The organism is Streptomyces sp. NPDC001889 (assembly GCF_053594535.1).
This window is the reverse complement of record NZ_JBSFER010000023.1, coordinates 90,974-114,576: the sequence shown is the minus strand read 5'-3', so window position 1 is coordinate 114,576 and position 23,603 is coordinate 90,974. Positions and strand designations below refer to the sequence as shown.

Below are 23,603 nucleotides of genomic sequence, written 5' to 3'. Positions count from 1 at the left end.
TTTTGCCCGTATATGGGAGGCGGCATGACAGAGACGACGAGCGGCCCGGCACGAGGGTCCCGCGCCAAGGGGACCAAGGCCACCAAGGGTCTGCGTATCGAGCGCATCCACACCACTCCCGGCGTGCATCCGTACGACGAGGTGGTCTGGGAGCGCCGTGACGTCGTCATGACCAATTGGCGCGACGGCTCGGTCAATTTCGAGCAGCGTGGCGTCGAGTTCCCCGACTTCTGGTCGGTGAACGCGGTCAACATCGTCACCAGCAAGTACTTCCGCGGGGCTGTCGGCACTCCCCAGCGCGAGACCGGTCTGCGGCAGCTGATCGACCGGATCGTGAAGACGTACCGGAAGGCCGGCGAGGACCACAGGTACTTCACCTCGCCCGCCGACGCCGAGATCTTCGAGCACGAGCTGGCGTACGCCCTCCTGCACCAGATCTTCAGCTTCAACTCGCCGGTCTGGTTCAACGTCGGCACCCCCCAGCCGCAGCAGGTCTCCGCCTGCTTCATCCTGGCCGTCGACGACTCCATGGAGTCGATCCTCGACTGGTACAAGGAAGAGGGGATGATCTTCAAGGGCGGCTCCGGCGCCGGCCTGAACCTCTCCCGCATCCGTTCCTCCAAGGAACTGCTCTCCTCCGGCGGCAACGCCTCCGGTCCGGTCTCCTTCATGCGCGGAGCCGATGCCTCCGCCGGAACCATCAAGTCCGGCGGTGCCACCCGGCGCGCGGCCAAGATGGTCATCCTCGATGTCGATCACCCCGACATCGAGAGCTTCATCGAGACCAAGGTGAAGGAGGAGGAGAAGATCCGCGCTCTGCGGGACGCGGGCTTCGACATGGATCTGGGCGGTGACGACATCACGTCCGTCCAGTACCAGAACGCCAACAACTCGGTCCGGGTGAACGACGAGTTCATGAAGGCCGTCGAGGCGGGCTCCTCCTTCGGGCTGCGGGCCCGGATGACCGGCGAGGTCATCGAAGAGGTCGACGCCAAGTCGCTCTTCCGCAAGATGGCCGAGGCGGCGTGGGCCTGTGCCGACCCGGGCATCCAGTACGACGACACCATCAACCACTGGCACACCTGCCCGGAGTCCGGCCGGATCAACGGCTCGAACCCGTGCAGCGAGTACATGCACCTGGACAACACGTCCTGCAACCTCGCCTCGCTGAACCTGATGAAGTTCCTCAAGGACGACGGCGAGGGCAACCAGTCCTTCGAGGCCGAGCGCTTCGCCAAGGTCGTCGAACTGGTCATCACGGCGATGGACATCTCCATCTGCTTCGCCGACTTCCCCACCCAGAAGATCGGTGAGAACACCCGGGCGTTCCGTCAGCTGGGCATCGGCTACGCCAACCTCGGCGCCCTGCTGATGGCGACCGGCCACGCCTACGACAGCGACGGCGGCCGCGCCCTCGCCGGGGCCATCACCTCCCTGATGACGGGTACGTCCTACCGGCGCTCCGCCGAGCTGGCCTCGGTCGTCGGCCCGTACGACGGTTACGCCCGCAACGCGGCCCCCCACAACCGCGTCATGCAGCAGCACGCCGACGCCAATACCAAGGCCGTCCGCGTGGACGACCTGGACACCTCGATCTGGGCCGCCGCCACGGAGGCCTGGCAGGACGTGATCCGGCTCGGCGAGAAGAACGGATTCCGCAACGCCCAGGCGTCCGTCATCGCGCCCACCGGCACCATCGGTCTCGCGATGTCCTGCGACACCACCGGCCTGGAGCCCGACCTCGCCCTGGTCAAGTTCAAGAAGCTGGTCGGCGGCGGCTCGATGCAGATCGTCAACGGCACGGTCCCACAGGCGCTGCGCCGCCTCGGCTACCAGCCCGAGCAGATCGAGGCGATCGTCGCCCACATCGCCGAGAACGGCAACGTGGTCGACGCTCCCGCGCTGAGGACCGAGCACTACGAGATCTTCGACTGCGCCATGGGCGAGCGGTCCATCTCCGCGATGGGTCACGTCCGGATGATGGCGGCGATCCAGCCCTGGATCTCCGGCGCTCTCTCCAAGACGGTCAACATGCCGGAGACGGCGACCGTCGAAGAGGTCGAGGAGATCTACTTCGAGGCGTGGAAGATGGGCGTCAAGGCGCTCGCGATCTACCGTGACAACTGCAAGGTCGGCCAGCCCCTCTCCGCGAAGACCAAGGAGAAGGAGAAGGCCGAGATCACCGAGAAGACCGAGGACACCATCCGTGCCGCGGTCGAGAAGGTGGTCGAGTACCGCCCGGTCCGCAAGCGCCTGCCCAAGGGGCGTCCCGGCATCACCACCTCTTTCACGGTGGGCGGCGCCGAGGGTTATATGACCGCCAATTCCTACCCGGACGACGGTCTGGGCGAGGTCTTCCTGAAGATGTCCAAGCAGGGCTCGACCCTCGCGGGCATGATGGACGCCTTCTCGATCGCGGTCTCGGTCGGTCTGCAGTACGGCGTTCCCCTGGAGACCTATGTCTCCAAGTTCACCAATATGCGTTTCGAGCCGGCCGGTATGACGGACGACCCGGATGTGCGGATGGCGCAGTCGATCGTGGACTACATCTTCCGCCGCCTGGCGCTGGACTTCCTGCCCTTCGAGACCCGCTCGGCCCTCGGCATCCACTCGGCCGAGGAGCGTCAGCGCCACCTGGACACCGGTTCCTACGAGCAGTCCATCGACGACGAGATGGACGTCGAGGGTCTGGCCCAGTCGGCCCCGCTCCGGCAGGAGCCGACCCCGGTCGCCACCCCGCAGGCCGCGGTCGCGGCGCCCGCCCAGGCCCACACCTCGGCGGAGCTGGTGGAGATGCAGCTCGGCATCAGCGCCGACGCGCCGCTCTGCTTCTCCTGCGGTACGAAGATGCAGCGGGCGGGTTCCTGCTACATCTGCGAGGGCTGCGGGTCGACCAGCGGTTGCAGCTGATCACCGGCCGCCGGTGACGGCGGTGTCGTGAACGGGGAGGGCGGCGGCCTGTGGCCGGCGCCCTCCGCCGTGCCCGGCTACTCCTCGACGGCACCGCCCCCGGACCGCAGATGTTCGCGGAAGGTCAGGGCGGGGTTCTCGCGGCGGTTCGCGAGATAGTCGGCGAACCGGAACTGCTCGCGGAGGCCGGTGCCCGCACGGAGCCGCTCGGCCTGGCGGCGCTCGCCGGCGCGGATCTCCTCCGCGAGGGAGAACAGCTCTCCGGCGCGGTCGGCGGGGATGAAGACCACGCCGTCGTCGTCGCCGAGGACCAGATCGTCACGGCTGACGACCCACTCGCCGACCGTGGCCGACTCCAGCGCGTCCGGGATGCGGTCGCCGGGGCTCAGCGGGCCGGTGGGGATCGCGCCCAGACTGAAGACCGGCAGGCCGATCGCCCGGATGTCGGCCGTGTCGCGATGGAGCCCCCAGACGACGACTCCGGCCAGCCCCGCCGCCGCGGCCTCCAGCACCATGAGGTCGCCCACGCACGCCTCGTCCGAGCGGCCGTGGTTGTCGGCCACCAGGACATCGCCCGGCGCGGCGCTCTCGAAAGCCTCCAGGAAAATGTCCACGCTGCCGGAGTGACGTGCCGGGAGGGCCCGGCCCGCCAGCCGGCTTCCCGGTGTCACCGGACACAGCGGGGCGGGCGCGCAGCGCACCGGGACCTCCGCCCGGACGCAGGCGTCCGCGAGGTGCGCCGTGGTCAGTGGTGCGAACCGCTTCACGAGCTCGTGGTGATCCATGAGATCCTCTCTGCCCCGCCCGTCCGCCCCTGACGCGGCCACCGCTCAGGCGCCGCCCATCACGGAGACGAAAGCCTGGGGATCGGTGTCGAAGCCGCGGAGGGTCTGCCGGTACTCCCAGACACCCGTCCCGTTCCGGACGAACTCCGCGACGACCGCGGCCGTGGACTCCGCGACGGCGGCGAAATCGCTCCGCCACAGCTCGGTGTGGCCCTCGGTGACCTGGACCAGGGTCTTGGCGACCTCGCCGAACACGCGCCGGCCGTTGCCCTGCTGGATGGCGACGCCCACCACCACCCGTCCGTGGACCGGTGCGAGCCGGTCCAGCTCCAGTGTCATGACCTCGTCGGAGCCGAACCCCTGGCCGGTCTTGCTGTCCCTGGTCAGGCTGATCGTGCCATCGGGCGACCGGCTGTCGAAGTGCACGATGTACGCGGGATCGCCCGTCGGGCCGGAGCCCGGATAGGTCGCGGCGACGATGTCGAGATCGTGGGCGGGGGCTCCCATGGGACTCGGGTCCCACCGGAGGCTCACCTCGACCTTGCTGACGCCCTTGCTCAGGCTGCTCACCAGATTCCCCTCCCCGTAACCGACAGGAACGCTCCGTACCCCGACCGTATCGGCTGGATGTGTGTCACGGCGAGTAGTTGGCTGCTCTGCGCCGTTTCCGGCGGTGGGGATTCCGGAACCGGCCGCGCACCGGCCCCGCGGGGATGGGGCCGGGGCGGCCTTCCGGAGGGTGACCCGGGCCTTGGAGCGGGCCGTACGATGGCGCGGTGCTGGTCAAGTGGATTCGCTGCACCGTGGTGGACCGTCGTCGGTTCGAGCGGGGACAGCGGAAGTGGGCGGGGCTGCCGGGGGAGCCGGGATTCCGGGGGCAGGGCGGCGGGTGGAGCAGGAGCCGGCCCGAGGTCGCCCATGTCTTCGCGTTCTGGGAGAGCCGGGCGTTCTACGACTCGTTCATGGCGCGCTCGCATGATCGTCTGGCGGCGGGTCAGTCGGGGGCGTACCGGGACATGCAGGTCAAGCTGTTCGATCACCGCTTCGATGTGAAGACCGGCTTCGAGCCGCGGTTCACCGGCGCCGATGTGGTGCGGGTGGCGCACTGCAGGGTCCACGAGGACCGCGTCGAGCACTATGCGCTGATGCAGGAGAAGGTGTGGAACCCGGCGATGGCCGGGTCGCCGGGGATGGTGCGCGGGCTGTTCGGCGAGGCCCCGGGGAACGAGTTCCTGGTGATGTCGATGTGGCAGTCCGAGGCGGAGCACGGCAAGTACCGCAGGGAGCGGGTCGAGCGGTTGCTGCTGCGCACCCGCACCGAGGCGGATGTGGCGGCGCTCGCGGGGGACGTGGTGCGGCTCGAACCGGCGTGGACGGTCTGAGAGGGCGACGCGGTGGCCGTCGCGGACGGCCGGGGCGGGTGCGCCGCCCCGGTGTGGCCCGCGTCACGGGCGGATACGCCGGATGGACTCGGCCCGACCTCCCGGGCGCGTCCCCGCCGATCTAGGGTCGTGGCATGGCAAGACCGCGACGTATCGTCCTCGTCCGGCACGGCGAGTCGGAAGGGAACACCGATGACACGGTGTACGAACGCGAGCCCGACCACGCGCTGCGGCTGACCGGCACCGGGCTGGTCCAGGCGCGGGCCACCGGGGTCCGCTTGCGCGAGCTGTTCGGGCAGGAGCCGGTCAGCGCCTATGTCTCGCCCTATCGGCGTACCCACGAGACCTTCCGCGCCTTCGCCCTCGATCCCGCTTCCGTGCGGGTGCGGGAGGAGCCCAGGCTGCGCGAGCAGGACTGGGGAAACTGGCAGGACACCGAGGACGTACGGCTTCAGAAGGCGTACCGGGACGCCTATGGGCACTTCTTCTACCGCTTCGCCCAGGGGGAGTCGGGGGCGGATGTCTATGACCGGGTCGGAGCGTTTCTGGAGAGTCTGTACCGCAGTTTCGACGCACCCGATCATCCGCCGAATGTGCTGCTGGTGACTCATGGGCTGACGATGCGGCTGTTCTGCATGCGGTGGTTCCACTGGACGGTCGCCGAGTTCGAGTCGCTCTCCAATCCGGGCAACGGCGAGACGCGGGTGCTGGAGCTCGGCGCGGACGGCCGCTACACGCTTGACCGGCCGTTCGAGCGCTGGCGCGCCCCTGAGCCGTACGGCATCACCGGATAGAGTGGCAGGAAGATGACCGCTGACTCCCGTGACAACCGGCGCTTCGCACGCGCCCTGGACAGCCTGCGCGGACTGTCCGTGGGGGACGCTCTGGGCTCCCAGTTCTTCGTCCCCGTGAACCTTCCTCTCCTCAAGCGGCGCGAGCTGCCATCCGGTGTCTGGCAGTGGACCGACGACACCGAGATGGCCTGCTCGGTGCTGGCCGTCCTCGCGGACCACGGCCGGGTGGACCAGGACGCGCTGGCCCTCTCCTTCGCGCATCACCACGACTTCGACCGCGGATACGGCCCCGCCGTCAACCGTATGCTCCGGCTGATCCGGGAGGGCGGCGACTGGCGTGAACTCGCCGCGGGTCTTTTCAACGGCCAGGGGTCGTGGGGTAATGGATCTGCCATGCGGATCGCCCCGCTCGGCGCGTGGTACGCGGAGGACCCGGAGCAGGCCATCCACCAGGCCGAGATCTCCTCGTACACCACACACCAGCACCGCGAGGCCGTCGTCGGTGCCATGGCGGTGGCCGCCGCCGCCGCGCTGGCCGCCGCGCCGGCCGGGCCTCCGGAGCCCGCGGAGCTGCTCGACGGGGTGATCGCGCTGGTCCCGCGCAGCGCGGTGGGCGCCGGTCTGCGCAGGGCGCGGGACATGCTCGACTACGACGATGCCTCGACCGTCGCGGCCGTCCTCGGCAGCGGCCGGCGGACGAGCGCCCATGACACCGTGCCGTTCGCCCTCTGGTCCGCCGCCCGTTCCCTGAGCGATTTCGAGCGGGCGTTCTGGACGACCGCGCAGGTCGGCGGAGATGTGGACACCACCTGTGCCATCGCCTGCGGTGTGGTCGCCGCGGGCGGGGCGGGGCGGCCTCCCGCCGACTGGCTGGAGCGCACCGAGGCACTGCCGGAGTGGACACCGAGGCAGTCGCGCGGGCGGGTGTAGGGCTCGACTGGCCGGCGCCTTCCCGGGCGCCGGTACGGCGGGAGCGGATGAATCGGACCGGAGGGTTCGATTCCGTTCCGGTGTGCCGTGACGGCGGGTCCCTTCCTTCGATGGTTCACCTGTGCGATGTGTTGTCGATATCCGCCCTCCAGGTGCGTCCCGTTCAACGGACACCTCTGGAGCTCTCGCCCCTTGTGCAGCAGGGGAGTTGGGGTTCCATGCCGCTCCGTCCGGGGCCGGTCCCGGCGGGTGAGGCACGGTCTGTCGAGTGTGTGCGGGTGTAAATTTTCAGGAGAGGTGTCCGGTGCCGCGACCGGGCGTGGTCAAGATGCGGAGATCCGGTGTGAAGAGTGAGGGGAATCCGGTTGTCACCGGTGGGGTCAGGCGGCGTACGCTTGCTGGCGCCATGCCGTATGAACCCCCCACCCACACAGTCGAGCGCTCGATCCGGGCCACCACCGGTGCCAAGATCATCGCCGGTGTCGACGAGGTCGGACGAGGTGCCTGGGCCGGACCCGTCACGGTGTGTGCCGCGATCACCGGACTGCGCAGACCGCCCGTCGGCCTCACCGACTCCAAGCTGCTCAGCCCCAAGCGCCGGCAGACGCTCGTCGTCGAACTGGAGAAGTGGGTCACGGCGTACGCCCTCGGTCATGCCTCGCCCGAGGAGATCGACACACACGGAATGACCGCCGCGCTGCGGCTCGCCGCCTGTCGCGCGCTCGACGGCCTGCCCGTGCGGCCGGAGGCCGTCATCCTCGACGGCAAGCATGACTATCTCGGGGCGCCCTGGGCCGTTCGCACGGTCATCAAGGGGGACCAGTCCTGTATCGCGGTCGCCGCCGCCTCGGTGATCGCCAAAGTGCGCCGGGACGCGATGATGGCCGAACTTCCGGGGGAGTACGAGGACTTCGCCTTCGCCGCCAACGCGGGCTACCCCTCGCCCGTGCACCAGGCCGCCCTGGCGGAACGGGGCCCCACGCCCTACCACCGGCTCTCCTGGGCCTATCTCGATGCCCTGCCCCGGTGGCAGCATCTCAAGAAGGTCCGTCTCCCCGCCCCGTCGGCGGAACTGGAGAACGGGGGCCAGCTCGGCTTCGATTTCTGAACCCGCCCTGCCCCTGGAGCAGTCGCACTCAGGTGCGCACCCGCCTATGCCATTCGAACCGGCATTTGATAGACATCCATCCATGCCTCTCATACCCGAGGAGCCTCAGATTCACGAGAGCGCCCAGGGTCCCCGCGTCACTCCGGCCACCGGCCGTACCGCGCCGACCCCACGCCCCGTACCCGGTCCGCGTTCCCTGGCCGCGCCGCGCCCCGGACGGCCGGTTCCCGGCCCGGTCCGGCCCGCGCCGCCGGCGCAGCGTACGCATCCTTCCGCGGGTCAGCCGCAGGCTTCCCCCGCGCAGGACCCCGCCCGGCCGCAGATCCAGCTCATCCCCGCTCCCGAGAGCGGCGTGCTCGACGCCGCCGACGAGGCGGTGGATCTGCTGCTCGACTCCGGTCGCGCGCCGGGCGACGTCCTGGTGCTCACCACCGGCGAGCAGCACCCGTGGGCGGCCCACGAGCTGTCCTTCGGCGAAGCCGCCTACTGGGCCCAGCACGACGCCCGTGACGACGTCTTCTACGCGGACGCCGCGGCGGCGGACCGGGCCTCGGCCCGGCCCGTCGTGATCGTCGCGCTGAGCGGCGGCACCGACGACGACGCCCGGGTCCTGCCCGCGGCGCTGTCGAAGGCGGGCGCGCTGCTGATCGTGTGCGGTGACCCCCAGCGGGCCAACACCGTGCTCGGCGCGGGCGTCTGAGCCGTACCCCCTTCGGGGTCGCACGGTGACGGGCCATGGCCCCAGGTGATCCGGCTGTCCGCTCGACGGGCAGCCGGACCATGGGCACAGCGGGCATTCCGCCCTGCCCCGAACCCGGGAGCGGGGTCGTCCGGTCCACTGTGGCGAGGGCGGTCCGGCCGAGGGGCGGAGGCCCGGGGAGGACGGCCGGCCGGAGCGGGGAGAGCGGTCTCCCCCGGGAGCCCCGGCGGGCCCGGTGCGGTCAGCGCGCGGCGGTACGGCGCAGGGCCTCGGGCGCCCCGCTGGCCGTGCGCAGCTCCAGCGGCTCGGCCGCGGCGGATGCCTCGGCCAGATCGCCGGGGTCCGAGGTCAGATTGGGCCGGCGGCCACCCCGCCCCTCGCCCAGCACCTGCCAACCACCCTGCGTCAGGGTGATGTACGCCCCGCACCGCAGACCGTGCAGGGTGCAGGCGTCCCGCAGGCCCCACATCCACGCGCCGTCCTCCGCCGTCCACCGTTCATCGCCCTCGCGGCAGTAGAGCAGGACGGCGGTGCGCACCGGGGTGCGTCGGCGCAGATCGTGCGGGATCACCCGGCGCAGATGCGCCAGGAGCGCGTTGCGGAACTCCCAGCCGTCCGCGAGTGCGGAGCGCCGGGTGAACGAGGCGCTCGCCGCGAGGCGTTCCTCCGGGTCGAGCACGGCGACGACCGCCGTGGTGGGAGTCGGCCGGTGCCGCGAGTGCAGCCCGCTGACCACCTCGCGCGGGTTGCGCAGCAGCGGGATGCCCGCGGACATCCACTCGGCGGGTTCGAGCATCCTGGCGAGGTGATTGGCGGCGTGCGCCGAGGTGTTCATCGAGGTGGCTGCGGACGAAGCGAATCCGAAGGTCACAGTCCTCCCTTCGCATACGCGCCCACAGTGCGGGCAGGGTCGGGTGAGGGCGCGCCGCGAACAGCCCTTCCGGACCGCGAACGGGCCGTGCGGGGAGCACTCCAATTCTCGCTGTCCTGTCGGCATGCGGCAACGAGCAATTTGACCTCAGCGGTGGAATCGGTGGGTATGACGCGGATATCCCTTCCCGCCGGCGCTCCCCGCGACCTCGTCAGTGCCTCCCCGCCCTCATGCCTGGACCGCGAGGACCAGCGGGAACACCCCCTGGGCACCCGCCCTGCGGAGCAACCGGGCCGTGACCGCCAGGGTCCAGCCACTGTCCGAAAGGTCGTCCACCAGCAGAACCGGACCTCCGGCCGCCGTCACGGCCTCCGCCAGCGCGGGCGGAACGGTCAGGGACTCGTACAGCGCGCGCACCCGCTGAGCGCTGTTGGTCCGCGAGATCCGGGCCTCCCGGGCCTCGGGGGTGTACTCCACCGAACCCAGCAGAGGCATCCGGCCCACCTCGGCGATCCTGGCGCCCAGCGACCCGACCAGCACCGGCCTGCTCCGGGAGGCGACGGTGACGACACCGACCGGGCGGGCGGGTGCGTCCGGTGCGCCACTGGCCCAGCCGCCGGGCCCCTTCGCCCAGTCGGCGAGCACGGTCACCACCGCGTCCACCACGTCGTCGGGGACGGGGATGTCGGGTGACTGCGGGGCCAGCATGGGCCGCAGCCGGTTGCCCCAGCCGATGTCGGAGAGCCGGCCGAGCGCCCGGCCCGTGAACGCCTGGTCCGACTCCGGGAGCCGGCCCTTGAGACCGACCCCGACGGCAGCCAGCCCCGTCGGCCACATCTTGCGCGGCTCGACCTCCACGCCCGGCCTGCTCAGCTCCCCGCGCGCGGCGTCCAGCGCCGTGTCGGAGACCTGGTCGCTGAACCGGCTCCCCGCGCAGTTGTCGCAGCGCCCGCAGGGAGCCGCCTCCTCGTCGTCGAGCTGGCGCCGGAGGAACTCCATCCGGCAGGCGGTCGAGCGCGCGTACTCCCGCATCGCCTGCTGCTCGGCCTCCCGCTGGCGGGCAACCCAGGCGTAGCGCTCGGAGTCGTACGACCAGGGACGGCCGGTGGAGGTCCAGCCGCCCTTCACGCGGTGCACCGCGCCGTCCACGTCCAGCACCTTGAGCATGGTCTCCAGGCGGGTGCGCCGCAGCTCCACCAGCGGTTCCAGCGCGGGCAGCGAGAGCGGGCGGTCCGCCCGGGCCAGCACATCGAGGGTGCGCCGCACCATCTCCTCGGGAGGGAAGGCCACCGAGGCGAAGTACTGCCAGATGGCCTCGTCCTCCCGGCCGGGGAGGAGCAGCACCTCCGCGTGCGCCACACCGCGGCCGGCCCGGCCCACCTGCTGGTAGTAGGCGATGGGCGACGAGGGGGAGCCGAGGTGGACGACGAACCCGAGGTCGGGCTTGTCGAAGCCCATGCCCAGCGCGGAGGTGGCGACCAGGGCCTTCACCCGGTTGGCGAGGAGGTCCTCCTCGGCCTGCTGGCGGTCGGCGTTCTCCGTGCGGCCGGTGTAGGAGGCGACGGTGTGGCCGCGCTGCCGCAGATGGGCGGTGACCTCCTCGGCCGCGGCGACCGTGAGGGTGTAGATGATTCCGGAGCCGGGCAGTTCGCCGAGGTGGTCGGCCAGCCAGGCGAGCCGGGTGGCGGCGTCGGGCAGCTGGAGCACTCCGAGGCTCAGGCTCTCGCGGTCGAGCGGACCGCGCAGCACCAGCGCGTCGGTCCCGGCACCGGTGCCCAGCTGTTCGGCGACATCGGCGGTCACCCGGGCGTTGGCCGTCGCGGTGGTCGCCAGCACGGGGACATCGGCGGGCAGCTCCGCCAGCATGGTGCGCAGCCTGCGGTAGTCGGGGCGGAAATCATGGCCCCAGTCGGAGATGCAGTGTGCCTCGTCGACCACGAGCAGACCGGTGGCGGCGGCCAGCCGGGGCAGCACCTGGTCGCGGAAGTCCGGGTTGTTCAGCCGCTCGGGGCTGACCAGCAGCACATCCACCTCGCCCGCGGCGACCTCGGCCTGGACCGTGTCCCACTCGTCGGTGTTGGAGGAATTGATGGTGCGCGCCCGGATGCCGGCGCGGGCCGCTGCCTCCACCTGGTTGCGCATCAGGGCCAGGAGCGGGGAGACGATCACGGTCGGGCCGCTGCCGCTCCGGCGCAGCAGCGAGGTGGCGACGAAGTAGACGGCGGACTTGCCCCAGCCGGTCCGCTGAACGACCAGCGCCCTGCGCTTGTCGGCGACGAGCGCCTCGATCGCCCGCCACTGGTCCTCCCGCAGCCGGGCGGTGCCGCCGCTGTCGGAGACGAGGCGGGCGAGCACGGCATCCGCCGCCGCCCTGAGAGCCGTGCGGTCCATGGAGTCCGCGAGGTCGTTGGTCATGCCCCCATGCAACCCGATGCCACCGACAACACGCGAACGGGACCCCGGGCCTGTGGACAACCTCACCGGGCCGAGCGCCCCGGCGGCCGGCCCGCCGGGGAGTTATCCACAGGGGGTCGCGGAGTCGGACGGACCGCGAGACCGTCGGGCCATGAGCAAGCACCAGGAACCCACCGGACGCACCGACGAACCCCAGATCACCCTGCGCGGCCCCGCCGAGCTGGCCGACGCCCTGCCGTACATGCTGGGCTACCACCCCACGGACTCCGTGGTGCTGGTCGCCCTGCACGGCAGCCGCGGCCGCTTCGGCGGGCGGGTGAGACTCGGCATTCCGCGCTCACCGAAGGAGTGGCCTTCCGTGGCCGGACAGCTCGCGGAGTGTCTGATCGAGGGCAGCGAGCGGCGCGGCAAGCGCCCCGACGGCATGGTGCTCTTTCTCTGCCAGGACCCCGGCGAGGGGGAGAGCGGCCCGGCGGTCATGGAGCGGCTGAGGCCGCTGGCGCAGGGGCTGCGCACCGCGTGCGGCGCGCACGACGTGCCGGTCTACGAAGCGCTCTGCATTTCCGGCGGCCGCTTCTGGTCCTACTGCTGCCCCGATGAGCGCTGCTGCCCGCCGGAGGGGAACGCCATGGCCGTCCCCGGCACCTCGGTGATGGCCGCTGCCGCCGCCTACGCGGGCATCCAGGTGCGCGGATCGCTCCGCGAGCTGGAGGCCGGGCTCGAACCTCCGGCGACCCCGGCCGCGGCGGAGCAGCGCAGGGCGCTGGACCGGGCGGCCTTCGCGCTGGTGCCGAGGATTCTCGAAGGGGCGGGGCGGCGGGGGGTGGCGGAGGAGACGATCGCCCTGGCCCGGGCCGCGCTGGAGCGGTTCGCCGGGGCGCCCCGGCGCGCGGGCCGGGCGGAGACGGACCGGGCGGACGACCTTCTGATCACCCATGACGAGGCGGCCACGCTGATCATCGGCCTCCAGGACCGGGAGACACGGGACCGGGCCGCCGAGTGGATGGAGGGGCCGGAGGCCGAGCCCGCGCTCCGGCTCTGGCGGGTGCTCTGCCGCCGCTGCGTCGCCCCCTACGCCGAACACGCCGCCGCCCCGCTGACCCTCGCGGGGTGGGTGTCCTGGTCCACGGGCGACGAGCCGGCGGCGCGGGTCGCGCTGGGGCTCGCCCTGAACAGGGACCCGGAGTACGTCTTCGCCCGCCTTCTGCACCAGGCGTGCAACGAGGACCTGGACCCGGAGACCCTCCGGGACTGCCTCCGGGAGGAGCGGGGCAGGAGGGAGGCCGCCGCCGGCGGCACGGCATCCCCGGAGCCCTCCGGCTCCCACTCCCCGCCCCGCCGCGACTCCACCGCCGTCCGGCGCTCCGGCACCCGTGCGCGGGCGACCCGGCCCGCCGCCGGGAGGCCTCGCCGCGCCGCCGCGCCCCGGACCGGGCGGGCGGCCGGCATCCGCGCCCGCCGGGGCGGTCACGACAGCCGCGGCGGACCGGAGCAGAGGCGGGACGACCGCTGAGGGACGCCCTCCGCCACCCGGGAGGAGAGCGCCCCGGCCGGCCCCGGGGCCCTGGGGAGAGCCGGGAGAACCGTTGGATGCCCGAGCGCGGGGCCTGTGCGCGGACGGGCGCGCCGGGCGGCGGCGGGCAGGTGGCCGTTCCGCCGGTTCCGGAGCCCGGACGGGCCCGTCGTGGGCAGCCCCCGCGAGGAGCGGAAGGCCCGGCCCGGTGGCGGCGAAAGGAGTGTTTATCGTCAGGCAGACGACTATGATCACGGCATGTCTCCCTACGACCCGTCGGCCTTTCCCCCCTTCGCTGTCACCGTCGACCTGGTCGTGCTCACCGTGCGGCGCCACGCGCTCTGCGCACTGGTCGTCCGCCGCGGTGAGCCGCCGTTCCAGGGCCGGTGGGCGCTGCCCGGCGGCTTTGTGAGGGATGACGAGGACCTCGCGACCGCCGCTGCCCGGGAGCTGGCCGAGGAGACGGGTCTGTCGGCCCACGACCCGGTGTCCCCCGCGCCGGGGAACGGCGCACACCTCGAACAGCTCGCCACCTACGGCGATCCGCGCCGGGACCCGCGGATGAGGGTCGTCAGCGTCGCCCATCTGGTGCTCGCCCCCGATCTGCCCGCACCCCGCGCGGGCGGTGACGCGAACGGCGCCCGGTGGGCTTCCGTGGCGGATCTGCTCGGCCGGGAGAGCGGATTCGTCCACGAGGACGAGGACGCGACCCCGCTGGCCTTCGACCACGCCCTGATCCTCGCGGACGGGGTGGAGCGCGCCCGGTCGAAGATCGAGTACTCCTCCCTGGCCACCGCCTTCTGTCCGCCGGAGTTCACGGTCGGCGAGCTGCGGCGGGTGTACGAGGCGGTGTGGGGCGTGGCCCTGGACCCGCGCAACTTCCACCGCAAGGTGACCGGCACCCCCGGATTCCTGGTGCCGTCGGGCGGGACCACCACACGCCAGGGCGGCCGTCCCGCCCAGCTCTTCCGGGCGGGCGGCGCCACCGTCCTCAACCCTCCGATGCTGCGGCCCGAGGTCTGACACTCACGTATCCACATGCGCCAAAAGTCGTAAATGTCAGGTTATCTTGCTGCGGTATCCGCCCTGCCGCCGAGCGGTCCGCGCGCCGCCCTTCAGCGAGAGAATCGATGCTCCAGGCCATCGGACTGACCAGCAGCCGGCGGCGGGACCGCCCGCCCGCCGTCCAGGACCTGACCCTGGAGGCCGCGCCCGGCCGGGTCACCGCCCTGCTCGGCCCTCCCGGCTCCGGCAAGTCCACGGCGCTGCGGCTCATGCTGGGGCTGGAGCCCGGCCGCGGGGTGACCTACTTCCGGGGCAGCCCGCTCCACCGCGTCGCCCACCCGGCCCGCGAGGTGGGCGCGCTCCTGGGGGATGTGCCCGGCCACCCCGCCCGGACCGCCCGGGGGCAGCTCCGGATGGTCTGCGCCGCCATCGGGGTGCCCGCCGCCCGCGCCGACGAGGTGCTCGAAGCCGTCGGGCTCACGGGCTTCGCCGGTCACCGCCTCGACGCGCTCTCCGCCGGCGCGGACCGCCGGCTCGCCGTCGCCTGCGCCCTGCTGGGCGATCCGCAGACGCTCATCCTCGACCAGCCGGCCGAGGGCCTCCCGCCCCAGGAGCACCCCTGGTGGCACGGGCTGCTGCGGACCCACGCCGACCGCGGCGGAACGGTGCTGTGCACCAGCGGCGACCCCAGGGAGGCGGCCCGGTTCGCCGACCGGGTCGTGACCGTCGCCGCCGGCCTGGTCGTCGCCGACCAGGAGTGCGCCGACTTCTCCCGCACCCGGCTGCGCCCCCGTGTCACCGTCCGCACCCCGCACGCCGCCCGCCTCGCCGAGCTGGTGCGCCGGGAGGCGCGGGCCTCCCGGCGTTCGGTGGAGGCGGTCGCCGAGGCCGGGGGCGGCCTCCTCTCCGTGTACGGGAGCACCTGCGCGGAGGTGGGTGAGACCGCCTTCCGGCACGGGGTGCTCGTGCATCTGCTGACCGAGGAGACCGGCCCCGCCCCGGGGGCCCCGAGCCCTCCGGGGCGCGGTCCGGGCGCCCGACCCCCGGGCCTCTCCGCGACCCCTCCGGGCGCCCCGGCCCCGGAACCCGGGCCGTCCGCGCCACCCGCGCCCGCCCCTGCCGCACCGCCCGCCGCGGGACCCGGACCACCCGCGCCCGCCGCACCACCCGCCCTCGCGGTACCGCCCGCACCATCCGCCCTCGCCGCACCGCCCGCACCACCCCCGCCCGTCGCGGGACCCTCCCGTGCCGCCGGGCCGTTCCGTGCCGCCGCCCCCGTCCGGCCGCTGCGGTACGAGCTGCTGCGCATCCTCGGAGTGCGCACGGCCGCTCTCGTCGTGGCCGCGGCCGTCCTCGTCTCCCTCGCGCTCTGCGTGCTGCTCGCCCGCTCCGGCACCACCCCCCTGCCCCTCGCGCTCGCCGCCTGGCCCGACGCGCTGCCGCTGCCGCCCGCCGCCCTCGCCGCCGGGGTGATCGGGGCGCTCTCCTTCGGGGAGGAGTTCCGCCACCCCGCGCTCGCGACCGCCCGCGGCACCGTGCCCCGCCGTCTCGGGCTGCTGCTCGCCAAGCTCGCGGTGACCGCCGGCGCCGCGCTGCTGACGGCGCTGCTCGTGGCGGCGGCCGACGCCCAGGCGCTCCGGATCGTCTACGGGGCGGTGGACACCGGCGGCCCCGGGGCGGCGGGTCTTCCGGAGGGCCGGACCGCCCTGCTGGCCGCCTGGTGCGCCCTCGCGGTGGGCTGCGCCTGGGCCGGGCTCCTCGCGGCCGGGGTCTTCCGCGTCACGGCCGCCGGGGTGGCCGCCGTCCTCGCCGTGCCGGTCGTGGTGACCCCGCTGGTGCGGGAGGCGCTGACCGTCCCCTCGGCGCGTTCCGTCGCCGGGTTCCCCGGCAGGCTGCGGGAACTCACCGGGCTGCGGCTCCCGCGCGAGGCCGACGACTGGCTGCTGACGGGCGTACAGACGTTCGCCCAACCCGTGGGGGTGGCGCTCATGTTGTCGCTGTCTGTTCTGATCTGCGCGTACATGTTCGCGGACCTTCGTCGCGGGACACCTTGGTGATCATGAACGACCATGGATCGGTCATCTGCCCACAACTCCCTTGAGTGCGCCCGTTTCTTTCCGATAAGGCGTCAATTGTGGGGGAAGCGCCGATCACCCTTTCGTGTGCTTTTCACCAAAGACCTCAAGGGGTGCGGAGGGCGGGCCGACAAAGGATGCGTGAGTACCCTTGCGCACACCATGATGACCGCCGCCCGTCCCGCCGACTCCGGCCTGGCCGGCCCGGGCGAACTCGACCGATACCCCTACGCGGAGTCCCCCGGAACCGATCGCGTCGGACCGCCCGCGTGGGACAGCTCCGATGTGGAGCTCGGACGGGTCGGCCGCCGCACGGCAGGCAGCCGGGGCCGCGGACTGCACGGCCAACTCGTTCAGCAACTCGGCCAGATGATCGTCTCGGGCGATCTGGGCGCCGACCGCCCGCTCGTCCCCGAGGAGATCGGCCAGCGCTTCGAGGTCTCCCGCACCGTCGTGCGCGAGTCGCTGCGCGTCCTTGAGGCGAAGGGGCTGGTCAGCGCCCGCCCCAATGTCGGCACCCGGGTCCGTCCGGTCAGTGACTGGAATCTGCTCGACCCCGACATCATCGAGTGGCGGGCGTTCGGGCCGCAGCGCGACGACCAGCGCCGTGAGCTCTGCGAGCTGCGCTGGACCATCGAGCCCCTCGCGGCCCGGCTCGCCGCCGGCCACGGGCGCGAGGAGGTGCAGCAGCGGCTCGGTGACATGGTCGAGATCATGGGCCACGCCCTCACCCAGGGCGACGGAATCACCTTCTCCCGCGCCGATGCCGAGTTCCACACCCTGCTCATCCAGCTCGCCGGCAACCGGATGCTGGAGCACCTCTCCGGGATCGTCTCCTCGGCTCTCCAGGTCTCCGGCGGCCCGGTCACCGGCTGCGACCGCCCCACGGAGGTCTCCCTCTCCCATCACGCGCGGATCGTCGACGCCCTCGCGGCCGCCGACGCGCACGCCGCCGAATCCGCGATGCGGCAGCTGCTCACCGTGCACCCGGAGGTGGAGCGCGTCGTACCGGCGCCCCGCGAGCACTGACCCGCTGGTCAGGCGGCCAGGAGTACGGAGGCGTACACACCGAGTGTCGCCGGACGCCCCACAGGGTCCGGCGGCACGATTGCGTGCTGTATGTACCTTCTGGCCGTTTAGTCGTGCATGGGGTGTGACTCGGGCCACGCGGAATGGGCGTAACACTCCGCGAAACAGGGCGATGACCTAAGAGGTGACAGCCGAGGAGGGAATACAGCAGCCGTTCGTGGCGCTGTTCTGTTCCAGCTGAGGTTCCGCCCGCGCCACCGGCACATCCGTAGCCCGGTGGTCGTCGGCTCCGGCCCGATCATGGGCGGGGCCGGAAGCCGTATCCATCGTTCCGAGAGGTTGTTCGTGTCGGCCAGCACATCCCGTACCCTCCCGCCGGAGATCGCCGAGTCCGAGTCTGTGATGGCGCTCATCGAGCGGGGAAAGGCTGATGGGCAGATCGCCGGCGATGACGTGCGTCGCGCCTTCGAGGCCGACCAGATTCCGTCAACCCAGTGGAAGAACGTTCTGCGCAGCCTCAACCAGATCCTCGAGGAAGAGGGTGTGACGCTGATGGTCAGTGCCGCGGAGTCGCCCAAGCGCACCCGCAAGAGCGTGGCGGCGAAGAGCCCGGCGAAGCGCACCGCCACCAGGACCGTCGCGGCGAAGACCACGACGACGAAGACGGTCGCGGCCACCGCGGCGACCGCCGACTCCGTCGACGCCCAGGCCGGCGACGAGGGCGCGGCGACGCCCGCCAAGAAGGCCGCGGCCAAGAAGACCACGGCCAGGAAGACGGCGGTCAAGAAGACCGCCGCCAAGAAGACCGTGGCGAAGAAGTCCGCGTCCAAGAAGGACCTGGACGAGCCGGGCGACGGCGAGGAGCTGCTCGACGAGGTCCAGCCCGGCGCCAAGGGCGAAGAGGAAGAGGCCGAGGGCGAGAACAAGGGCTTCGTCCTCTCCGACGAGGACGAGGACGACGCTCCCGCGCAGCAGGTCGCGGTCGCCGGAGCCACCGCCGACCCGGTCAAGGACTATCTGAAGCAGATCGGCAAGGTCCCCCTCCTCAACGCCGAGCAGGAGGTCGAGCTGGCCAAGCGCATCGAGGCCGGTCTCTTCGCCGAGGACAAGCTCGCGAACTCCGACAAGCTGGCGCCGAAGCTCAAGCGCGAGCTGGAGATCATCGCCGAGGACGGCCGCCGCGCCAAGAACCACCTGCTGGAGGCCAACCTCCGGCTCGTCGTCTCCCTGGCCAAGCGCTACACCGGCCGCGGCATGCTCTTCCTGGACCTGATCCAGGAGGGCAACCTCGGTCTGATCCGCGCCGTCGAGAAGTTCGACTACACCAAGGGCTACAAGTTCTCCACGTACGCCACCTGGTGGATTCGTCAGGCGATCACCCGCGCCATGGCCGACCAGGCCCGCACCATCCGTATCCCGGTGCACATGGTCGAGGTCATCAACAAGCTCGCGCGCGTGCAGCGCCAGATGCTCCAGGACCTGGGCCGCGAGCCCACCCCGGAGGAGCTGGCCAAGGAACTCGACATGACCCCGGAGAAGGTCATCGAGGTCCAGAAGTACGGCCGTGAGCCGATCTCCCTCCACACCCCCCTCGGTGAGGACGGCGACAGCGAGTTCGGTGACCTGATCGAGGACTCCGAGGCCGTGGTCCCGGCCGACGCGGTCAGCTTCACCCTCCTCCAGGAGCAGCTCCACTCGGTGCTCGACACCCTGTCCGAGCGCGAGGCGGGCGTGGTCTCCATGCGCTTCGGTCTCACCGACGGCCAGCCCAAGACCCTGGACGAGATCGGCAAGGTCTACGGGGTGACGCGTGAGCGCATCCGTCAGATCGAGTCCAAGACGATGTCCAAGCTGCGCCACCCCTCGCGCTCGCAGGTGCTGCGCGACTACCTGGACTAGACCGGACTGGACCGGACTGGACCGGCCGCCCCGACCGGGCGGCCACCGTGCCCCACAGGCCGTTCGGAGGCCCGTCTCCCGCCGGGAGCCGGGCCTCCGCCGTGTCCGGGGTGCGGATGACGGCTCCCTGACTGACCCTGGGTGTGCTGTTATTCACACAGAGTCACCGATGTGCGGAGTTCCCGAGCCGCGGAGTCAGGAGAGCCCATGCGCCGCCCCCTCGTCCGAGCCCTGACCGGGGTACTGGCCCTGGCCCCTGTGGGGGCCGTGCTGCCGCTGGCCGCCTCCGCTCCCGCCGCCGCGGACAGTGTCGTCATCGGCGGTTACGCGGCCCGGGCCGCCGACAGCCCCTGGGTGGTCGCGCTCTCCAGCCGTGACCGGTTCGGGGGAACGCGCGGGGGCCAGTTCTGCGGCGGGGTGGTGGTGGCGCCGACCAAGGTGATGACCGCCGCGCACTGTCTGGGCCGCGCCGTGCTGGGCGGGGAGGTCGGCGACGTCCCCGATCTGAAGGTGATCAGCGGGCGCACCGAACTGGCGAGTGCGGAGGGCAGGGAGACGGCGGTCACCGGCAGCTGGGTCGCGCCGGAGTACGACGCGTCCACCAACGACTCCGATCTCGCGGTGCTCACCCTGGCCGAGGCGCTGCCCGCCTCACGGGTGATCCCGGTGGCCGGAGCGGGTGATCCGGCGTACGAGCCGGGGACCAGTGCCACGGTCTACGGCTGGGGTGACACCACCGGACAGGGCGACTACGCGAGGTCACTGCGGGCGGCGCCGGTGAGCGTGCTGTCCGACAGGAGCTGTGAACGGGCCTATCCGGGAGGGCTGCGCGGGCGGTACACGGCCGCCACGATGCTCTGCGCCGGTGACGCCCGGGGTGGCCACGACGCCTGTCAGGGGGACAGTGGAGGCCCCCTGGTTGCCGGGGGCCGGCTGATCGGCCTGGTGTCGTGGGGCAGCGGCTGCGGGCGGGCGGACAGCCCGGGGGTCTACACCCGGATCGCCGCGATCCCCGCGCCCCTGTCCTAGGGAGTTTCCGAGAGGCGACCCGGGCGGGGCGGCGGTGCGCCGGCGGGGCGCCGGGCCGGGGAACGCGGGTGTCCGCGTGCCGGGGCGGGCGGGTGCGCTGCGATGCCGCTCCAGAAGGGCTCCAGGCCCGCTGCGGCCCCCGGCGGGCGGTGTCCCGGCATCCGTGGCCGCGCGTCGCCCCGGAGGGCTCCAGCGGCGCTCCAGTGGCACGCGGGTGCCGGTCGGCTCCGGAGGGTCGCTCGCGGGACGGGCGTGGATACGAGAGCGGGCGGTCGCCCCTGACTGATCAGGGGCGACCGCCCGTCAGCCGGTCCGGGACCGGCCTTAGCTCGTCGTGGATGTGAGGTGTCAGTGATCCTCTTGACCGGCACCGGCCGGAACGGCCGTGAGCCGGTCGGTCTCATCCTGTATTTCCGCGGCGATCTTCTTGAGTTCCGGCTCGAACTTGCGTCCGTGGTGGGCGCAGAAGAGCAGTTCACCGCCGCTGGTCAGGACGACGCGCAGATACGCCTGGGCGCCGCACCGGTCGCAGCGGTCAGCGGCCGTCAGGGGGCTCGCGGGGGTCAGAACAGTAGTCACGTCGCCTCTTCTCTAGCTCGACGAGCTGTCGTACCAGGGTCAACATCCAACCAGTCCCAAAACGTTCCCGCTCGGGACTTTTCCCTGAAAACTTCTTGCCGGGGGCGGCTGGCTGCTGCCGGGTGGCGGCGAATGGGCCGTATTGCTGTGCTCTACGGGTTTCGCGTTGCTTGTCTCTTTTGATCCTCCCGGCTGGCTTGCCGGTGTTGTTGAGGACGTGCCCGGAGCCTAAATGGTTCATGCCTCGAAGGGAACGTGATGTTCGTGTCACTCCATCGAGGGATCGAACAGGTATACGAGACTGGACTAGCATAAGGAATCATGAGGGTGGCGTTACATCGGCTCTACCAGGCCTCGGTACGCTCTGACCGGCGACCGACGCCGTGCCCTCACTCCACGGGGCCAGATGTGAAATTCAGCGAGGAGCGAACCGCGTGACCGCCGAAACGTCCGTGCCGTCCACAGCGCTGCTGACCGCAGAGCGTGACGGCTCCAACTACACCGCGCGGCACCTGCTCGTCCTTGAAGGTCTCGAAGCGGTCCGCAAGCGCCCGGGTATGTACATCGGGTCCACCGACAGCCGCGGTCTGATGCACTGCCTCTGGGAGATCATCGACAACTCCGTCGACGAGGCCCTCGGCGGCTACTGCGATCACATCGAGGTCATCCTCCACGACGACGGCTCCGTCGAGGTCCGCGACAACGGCCGGGGCATCCCGGTCGACGTGGAGCCCAAGACCGGGCTCTCCGGGGTGGAGGTCGTCCTCACCAAGCTGCACGCCGGCGGCAAGTTCGGCGGCGGCTCCTACGCCGCCTCCGGCGGTCTGCACGGCGTCGGCGCCTCCGTGGTCAACGCCCTCTCCGCCCGGCTCGACGTCGAGGTGGACCGCAACAGCGCCACCCACTCGATCAGCTTCCGCCGGGGCGTCCCCGGCATGTTCACCGAGCCGGGCCCCGACGCGCCCTTCGACCCGGCCAACGGGCTGCTGAAGGGCAAGCGGGTCCCCAGGAACCGCACCGGCACCCGCGTGAGGTACTGGGCCGACCGCCAGATCTTCCTCAAGGAGGCCAAGCTCTCCCTGGAGACGCTGCACCAGCGCGCCCGCCAGACCGCCTTCCTCGTCCCCGGTCTGACCATCGTGGTGCGCGACGAGCGCGATCTGGAGGGTGAGGGCAAGAGCCAGGAGATCTTCCGCTTCGACGGCGGGATCAGCGAGTTCTGCGAGTACCTCGCCCAGGACCGGGCCGTCTGCGACGTGCTGCGCCTGACCGGCACGGGCACCTTCAAGGAGACCGTCCCCGTCCTCGATGACCGGGGCCACATGACCCCGACCGAGGTCACCCGGGAGCTGGGCGTCGACATCGCGCTGCGCTGGGGCACCGGCTACGACAGCCGGATCAGGTCGTTCGTGAACATCATCGCCACCCCGAAGGGCGGCACCCATGTCACCGGCTTCGAACGCGCGGTGACCCGGACGATGAACGAGGCGCTCCGCTCCGCGAAGCTGCTGCGCGTCGCCGAGGACGACATCGTCAAGGACGACGCCCTGGAGGGCCTCACCGCCGTGGTGACGGTCCGGCTGGCCGAGCCGCAGTTCGAGGGCCAGACCAAGGAGGTCCTGGGCACTTCGGCGGCCAACAGGATCGTCGCCAATGTCGTCGCCAAGGAGCTGAAGGCGTTTCTGACGTCGACCAAGCGCGACGCCAAGGCCCAGGCCCGGGCCGTGATGGAGAAGGCCGTCGCCGCGGCGCGCACCCGGATCGCGGCCCGTCAGCACAAGGAGGCGCAGCGCCGCAAGACGGCCCTGGAGTCCTCCTCGCTGCCCGCGAAGCTGGCCGACTGCCGCAGCGACGACGTGGAGCGCAGCGAGCTGTTCATCGTCGAGGGGGACTCCGCCCTCGGTACCGCCAAGCTCGCCCGGAACAGCGAGTTCCAGGCGCTGCTGCCGATCCGGGGCAAGATCCTCAACGTTCAGAAGTCCTCCGTCTCGGACATGCTGAAGAACGCCGAGTGCGGTGCGATCATCCAGGTCATAGGGGCCGGCTCGGGCCGGACCTTCGACATCGACGCCGCGCGCTACGGCAAGATCGTCCTGCTGGTCGACGCCGATGTCGACGGCGCCCACATCCGCTGTCTGCTGCTGACGCTCTTCCAGCGCTACATGCGCCCGATGGTCGAGGCGGGCCGGGTCTTCGCCGCCGTGCCGCCGCTGCACCGGATCGAGCTGGTCCAGCCCAGGAAGGGCCAGGACAAGTACGTCTACACCTACTCCGACAACGAACTGCGCCAGACCCTGCTGGAGTACCAGCGCAAGAACATCCGCTACAAGGACTCCATCCAGCGCTACAAGGGCCTCGGAGAGATGGACGCCGACCAGCTGGCCGAGACCACGATGGACCCGCGCCACCGCACCCTGCGCCGGATCAACATCGGCGACCTGGAGTCCGCCGAGGGCGTCTTCGATCTGCTGATGGGCAATGAGGTGGCGCCCCGCAAGGAGTTCATCACCAGCTCCGCCGCCACCCTGGACCGCTCCCGCATCGACGCCTGAGCACCTGGTGCCCGGCTCCCGGGGCCC

Annotated in this window: 18 protein-coding genes; 13 read left to right on the top strand and 5 right to left on the bottom strand. The window is 71.6% G+C overall.

Annotated elements, in window-relative coordinates; translation table 11 throughout:
- The first annotated feature begins 24 nt into the window (after positions 1 to 24).
- Entirely contained in the window at positions 25 to 2,910 is a 2,886-nt protein-coding gene (locus ACWCRA_RS26105) for a vitamin B12-dependent ribonucleotide reductase (RefSeq protein ID WP_451068738.1), read from the top strand.
- 77 nt (positions 2,911 to 2,987) lie between these two features.
- On the opposite strand, the gene ACWCRA_RS26100 is transcribed toward ACWCRA_RS26105, so the two are convergent.
- Both ACWCRA_RS26100 and ACWCRA_RS26095 read right to left on the bottom strand, forming a co-directional pair.
- Positions 2,988 to 3,695, bottom strand: coding sequence for an RraA family protein (locus ACWCRA_RS26100; protein ID WP_351543498.1), 708 nt, complete (start codon positions 3,693 to 3,695; stop codon positions 2,988 to 2,990).
- A gap of 45 nt (positions 3,696 to 3,740) precedes the next feature.
- Positions 3,741 to 4,265: a TerD family protein gene (locus ACWCRA_RS26095; protein WP_351543495.1), complete on the bottom strand. Its 525-nt coding sequence runs from the start codon at positions 4,263 to 4,265 to the stop codon at positions 3,741 to 3,743.
- Between the two features lie 206 nt (positions 4,266 to 4,471).
- Here ACWCRA_RS26095 and ACWCRA_RS26090 point away from each other — a divergent pair, with 206 nt between their 5' ends.
- The 5 genes from ACWCRA_RS26090 (at position 4,472) to ACWCRA_RS26070 (ending at position 8,609) form a co-directional block, all read left to right on the top strand.
- Complete coding sequence (locus ACWCRA_RS26090; RefSeq protein WP_351543492.1) at positions 4,472 to 5,077, top strand: YdbC family protein; 606 nt, start codon at positions 4,472 to 4,474, stop codon at positions 5,075 to 5,077.
- A gap of 134 nt (positions 5,078 to 5,211) precedes the next feature.
- The gene (locus ACWCRA_RS26085; protein WP_351543489.1) at positions 5,212 to 5,871 is read left to right on the top strand and encodes a histidine phosphatase family protein; all 660 of its coding nucleotides are present in this window, start codon (positions 5,212 to 5,214) and stop codon (positions 5,869 to 5,871) included.
- A gap of 12 nt (positions 5,872 to 5,883) precedes the next feature.
- Positions 5,884 to 6,801, top strand: a complete 918-nt coding sequence (locus ACWCRA_RS26080; RefSeq protein ID WP_351543486.1) for an ADP-ribosylglycohydrolase family protein — start codon at positions 5,884 to 5,886, stop codon at positions 6,799 to 6,801.
- A 406-nt stretch (positions 6,802 to 7,207) separates the two neighbouring features.
- A complete protein-coding gene (locus ACWCRA_RS26075; RefSeq protein ID WP_351543484.1) occupies positions 7,208 to 7,909 on the top strand; it encodes a ribonuclease HII in 702 nt (233 codons plus the stop codon).
- A gap of 82 nt (positions 7,910 to 7,991) precedes the next feature.
- On the top strand, positions 7,992 to 8,609 hold the full coding sequence (locus ACWCRA_RS26070; protein WP_351543481.1) for a hypothetical protein: 618 nt from the start codon (positions 7,992 to 7,994) through the stop codon (positions 8,607 to 8,609).
- A 241-nt stretch (positions 8,610 to 8,850) separates the two neighbouring features.
- On the opposite strand, the gene ACWCRA_RS26065 is transcribed toward ACWCRA_RS26070, so the two are convergent.
- Positions 8,851 to 9,480, bottom strand: a complete 630-nt coding sequence (locus ACWCRA_RS26065; protein ID WP_351543478.1) for a hypothetical protein — start codon at positions 9,478 to 9,480, stop codon at positions 8,851 to 8,853.
- Positions 9,481 to 9,708: 228 nt separating this feature from the next.
- Complete coding sequence (locus ACWCRA_RS26060; protein WP_451068737.1) at positions 9,709 to 11,895, bottom strand: RecQ family ATP-dependent DNA helicase; 2,187 nt, start codon at positions 11,893 to 11,895, stop codon at positions 9,709 to 9,711.
- Positions 11,896 to 12,046: 151 nt separating this feature from the next.
- On the opposite strand from ACWCRA_RS26060, the gene ACWCRA_RS26055 reads away from it, so the two are divergent.
- The 6 genes from ACWCRA_RS26055 (at position 12,047) to ACWCRA_RS26030 (ending at position 20,445) form a co-directional block, all read left to right on the top strand.
- A complete protein-coding gene (locus ACWCRA_RS26055; RefSeq protein WP_451068736.1) occupies positions 12,047 to 13,408 on the top strand; it encodes a DUF4192 domain-containing protein in 1,362 nt (453 codons plus the stop codon).
- A gap of 258 nt (positions 13,409 to 13,666) precedes the next feature.
- On the top strand, positions 13,667 to 14,431 hold the full coding sequence (locus ACWCRA_RS26050; protein ID WP_451068735.1) for an NUDIX hydrolase: 765 nt from the start codon (positions 13,667 to 13,669) through the stop codon (positions 14,429 to 14,431).
- A 107-nt stretch (positions 14,432 to 14,538) separates the two neighbouring features.
- Positions 14,539 to 16,470, top strand: a complete 1,932-nt coding sequence (locus ACWCRA_RS26045; RefSeq protein WP_451068734.1) for an ATP-binding cassette domain-containing protein — start codon at positions 14,539 to 14,541, stop codon at positions 16,468 to 16,470.
- Positions 16,471 to 16,629: 159 nt separating this feature from the next.
- A complete protein-coding gene (locus ACWCRA_RS26040; protein WP_351543465.1) occupies positions 16,630 to 17,517 on the top strand; it encodes a FadR/GntR family transcriptional regulator in 888 nt (295 codons plus the stop codon).
- A gap of 345 nt (positions 17,518 to 17,862) precedes the next feature.
- Positions 17,863 to 19,416 (top strand): RNA polymerase sigma factor, encoded by a 1,554-nt coding sequence (locus ACWCRA_RS26035; RefSeq protein WP_351543462.1) that lies wholly within the window; start codon positions 17,863 to 17,865, stop codon positions 19,414 to 19,416.
- A 207-nt stretch (positions 19,417 to 19,623) separates the two neighbouring features.
- Entirely contained in the window at positions 19,624 to 20,445 is an 822-nt protein-coding gene (locus ACWCRA_RS26030) for a S1 family serine peptidase (RefSeq protein ID WP_351543459.1), read from the top strand.
- A gap of 348 nt (positions 20,446 to 20,793) precedes the next feature.
- Here the strand turns inward: ACWCRA_RS26030 and ACWCRA_RS26025 are convergent, their stop codons facing one another.
- Positions 20,794 to 21,024 (bottom strand): DUF7455 domain-containing protein, encoded by a 231-nt coding sequence (locus tag ACWCRA_RS26025; protein ID WP_006346139.1) that lies wholly within the window; start codon positions 21,022 to 21,024, stop codon positions 20,794 to 20,796.
- A 434-nt stretch (positions 21,025 to 21,458) separates the two neighbouring features.
- Here ACWCRA_RS26025 and ACWCRA_RS26020 point away from each other — a divergent pair, with 434 nt between their 5' ends.
- Positions 21,459 to 23,576 (top strand): DNA gyrase/topoisomerase IV subunit B, encoded by a 2,118-nt coding sequence (locus tag ACWCRA_RS26020; RefSeq protein WP_351543456.1) that lies wholly within the window; start codon positions 21,459 to 21,461, stop codon positions 23,574 to 23,576.
- Positions 23,577 to 23,603 lie beyond the last annotated feature (27 nt).

What these genes read in the sequence shown, in the direction of transcription:
- ACWCRA_RS26050 (WP_451068735.1), top strand. Translation starts at nt 13,667, where the DNA reads ATGTCTCCCTACGACCCGTCGGCCTTTCCCCCCTTCGCTGTCACCGTC.
- ACWCRA_RS26070 (WP_351543481.1), top strand. Translation starts at nt 7,992, where the DNA reads ATGCCTCTCATACCCGAGGAGCCTCAGATTCACGAGAGCGCCCAGGGT.
- ACWCRA_RS26055 (WP_451068736.1), top strand. Translation starts at nt 12,047, where the DNA reads ATGAGCAAGCACCAGGAACCCACCGGACGCACCGACGAACCCCAGATC.
- ACWCRA_RS26100 (WP_351543498.1), bottom strand. Translation starts at nt 3,695, where the DNA reads ATGGATCACCACGAGCTCGTGAAGCGGTTCGCACCACTGACCACGGCG.
- ACWCRA_RS26030 (WP_351543459.1), top strand. Translation starts at nt 19,624, where the DNA reads ATGCGCCGCCCCCTCGTCCGAGCCCTGACCGGGGTACTGGCCCTGGCC.
- ACWCRA_RS26085 (WP_351543489.1), top strand. Translation starts at nt 5,212, where the DNA reads ATGGCAAGACCGCGACGTATCGTCCTCGTCCGGCACGGCGAGTCGGAA.
- ACWCRA_RS26060 (WP_451068737.1), bottom strand. Translation starts at nt 11,895, where the DNA reads ATGACCAACGACCTCGCGGACTCCATGGACCGCACGGCTCTCAGGGCG.
- ACWCRA_RS26080 (WP_351543486.1), top strand. Translation starts at nt 5,884, where the DNA reads ATGACCGCTGACTCCCGTGACAACCGGCGCTTCGCACGCGCCCTGGAC.
- ACWCRA_RS26045 (WP_451068734.1), top strand. Translation starts at nt 14,539, where the DNA reads ATGCTCCAGGCCATCGGACTGACCAGCAGCCGGCGGCGGGACCGCCCG.
- ACWCRA_RS26075 (WP_351543484.1), top strand. Translation starts at nt 7,208, where the DNA reads ATGCCGTATGAACCCCCCACCCACACAGTCGAGCGCTCGATCCGGGCC.
- ACWCRA_RS26105 (WP_451068738.1), top strand. Translation starts at nt 25, where the DNA reads ATGACAGAGACGACGAGCGGCCCGGCACGAGGGTCCCGCGCCAAGGGG.